Genomic DNA, 2,373 nt, shown 5'->3' with positions numbered 1-2,373 from the left:
GGATATGGTATCCGGGGGCAATATATCATGTGATGAGCCGGGGGAACAGAAGATCCAGTATTTTCAAGGAAGAATGGGATTATGAGATGTTTATAATATGCCTTAAGAACGTAAAGGAGGTGTATGATTTCAAGATATATTCAATATGCCTTATGACAAATCATTTTCATATGGTGGTTGGAACGGGAAAAACAGAGATATGGAAGATAATGCACAAACTTCTTCTGTCATACGCAGCATCTTACAATATGAAATATAAGCTGACAGGGCATCTCTTTGAAAACAGATATATAGGACAGCTCATTGAAGATGAAACATATCTTCTGGAGGCAAGCAGATACGTGCATCTTAATCCGGTAAAGGCACAGATGGTACTGGAGCCATTGGCATATAAGTATAGTAGTTATGCGGATTTTGTATCAGGAAGAGTTAATCACAGCAGTGAAGGATCTGCTTTTCGTGAACTGATAGATACGTCAAAAGTACTTGAGTGTTTCCGTAATAATCCCAATGAGCAGTACCGCATGTTTGTAGAGGGAAAGATATCACATGCAGAGCAGGAAATGCTGATCCAAAAGGATATGAAGGAAGATGATATGTGGCTTCCGTGGTGATGAGTGTTATCGTTCAGAAGATAAGCTGATCGAAAAATATAGGAATAATTACAAAGAAGGAACTGATATAAATGGCAATAGTAGTAAAGAGTATGGCAACTTCGGGTGTTGAAGGTTTTATGGTGGAGGTAGAAGCGAGTACCATAAAAGGTCAGCAACAGGGAATGGCCATAATAGGCCTGCCCGACCAGGCGATAAAAGAGGCAGGAGAGAGGATACAGGCAGCCATAGAGTCCTGTGGATATGACATACCAAAGGATAAGGTGATCATTAGCCTGGCACCCGGTGATAAAAAGAAGAGAGGTTCACATTTTGACCTCGGGATGATCATTGCGCTCCTGTATCAGACGGATCAGATAGCCCCTAAGAATCTTGGAGATTATGCTTTTATAGGTGAGTTGTCTCTCGATGGCAGGATAAGGCCATGTACAGGCGTTCTTTCGATGATAACTGAAGCCAGAAAATGCGGTGTCAGTTCGGTAATAGTCCCTTACGGGAATAAGCAGGAGGCGGAATCAGTTTCCGGTATAAATATTTATCCGGTAAGTAACCTTTCGGATACGGTGAAGCTTCTGGAGAGCGGAGGACTCAGAGAACCGGAGTTAAAAGATAAGGATACATCCGGAGAAACGGACAGAACTCTGTCAAATATAACAGATGAGGGGGCTACGGGGACATGCATGGACTTTTCCGATGTCAAGGGTCAGGATGAACTCATTGAGGCGATAATGCTTGGGGCTGCGGGAGGTCATAACATCCTCATGATAGGAGAACCTGGCTGCGGCAAAACCATGATAGCCCAGCGGATCCCTACCATTCTTCCGAAGATGACAGAAAAGGAGTCATTGGAAGTCACAAAGATACACAGTATTTCAGGATTGTTGGATGCAGGTGAGGGGCTCATAAAGATGCGGCCTTTCCGTGCGCCTCATCACAATGTTTCTCTCAATGCCCTGATCGGTGGAGGCAGTTATGCTCAGCCCGGTGAGGTGTCGTTGTCACATAATGGTGTCCTGTTTCTTGATGAACTGGCAGAGTTTTCACGAAGTACACTGGATGCCCTACGACAGCCTATGGAAGATAAGCGGGTCACGATATCCAGGGTGAACGGTACTAATTCATATCCGGCTAACTTCATGTTTGTTGCAGCCATGAATCCCTGCCCGTGTGGATACTATCCTTCAAAGAAGTGCCGCTGTACGGATTATGAGATAATCCACTATCGCGGCAAGATCTCGGGACCGATCCTAGAAAGGATAGATATACAGAAGAGTGTTGCCCACGTAGATTACTTTGATCTTGACAGTCAAAAGAGTAGTTTTACATCGGCTCAGTTAAGGGAAAAGGTCGAAAAGGCGAGAAAGATACAGCAGGAAAGATTCAAGGACGATGATCAGGTGAACTGTAATGCCCAGATGACTACCACCATGATACAAAAGTACTGCAAGCTTAATGAGGAGTGCACAGGGATCCTGAAGAGGGCAAGTGAGAAATTCGGCTACAGTGCCAGAGTCATACATAAGCTCCTGAGACTTGCCAGGACATCTGCAGATCTTGACGGATCAGAAAATATAAGAAGGGAAGATATAGTAAGGGTACTTGTGTTTTTTGCAAGCCCTTTTTGCATAAAGTTGCAAAGTAAAAATGTAGGTTGTTGCAATCCGTTTTTGTAGGTTGTTGCAAGGGACCTGCCGGCCTGTTTTAGACCGGCACATCCAATGCTGACATATAGTTACAAAGTTACTTTTATAAGTCAAAG

General features: G+C 43.9%; 2 protein-coding genes. Both read left to right on the top strand.

The genetic code is table 11. From position 1 onward, the window contains the following. Positions 1 to 614, top strand: a 614-nt coding sequence (locus tag T515_RS16030; protein ID WP_036613539.1) for a transposase, incomplete at its 5' end; no start/stop codon positions are given. A gap of 71 nt (positions 615 to 685) precedes the next feature. Beyond that, positions 686 to 2,287: a YifB family Mg chelatase-like AAA ATPase gene (locus T515_RS16025; RefSeq protein WP_081832874.1), complete on the top strand. Its 1,602-nt coding sequence runs from the start codon at positions 686 to 688 to the stop codon at positions 2,285 to 2,287. Positions 2,288 to 2,373: the final 86 nt, after the last annotated feature.

The organism is Oribacterium sp. P6A1 (assembly GCF_000702885.1).
Classification (GTDB): Bacteria; Bacillota; Clostridia; order Lachnospirales; family Lachnospiraceae; genus Oribacterium.
This window is presented reverse-complemented; position numbering and strand designations above follow the sequence as displayed.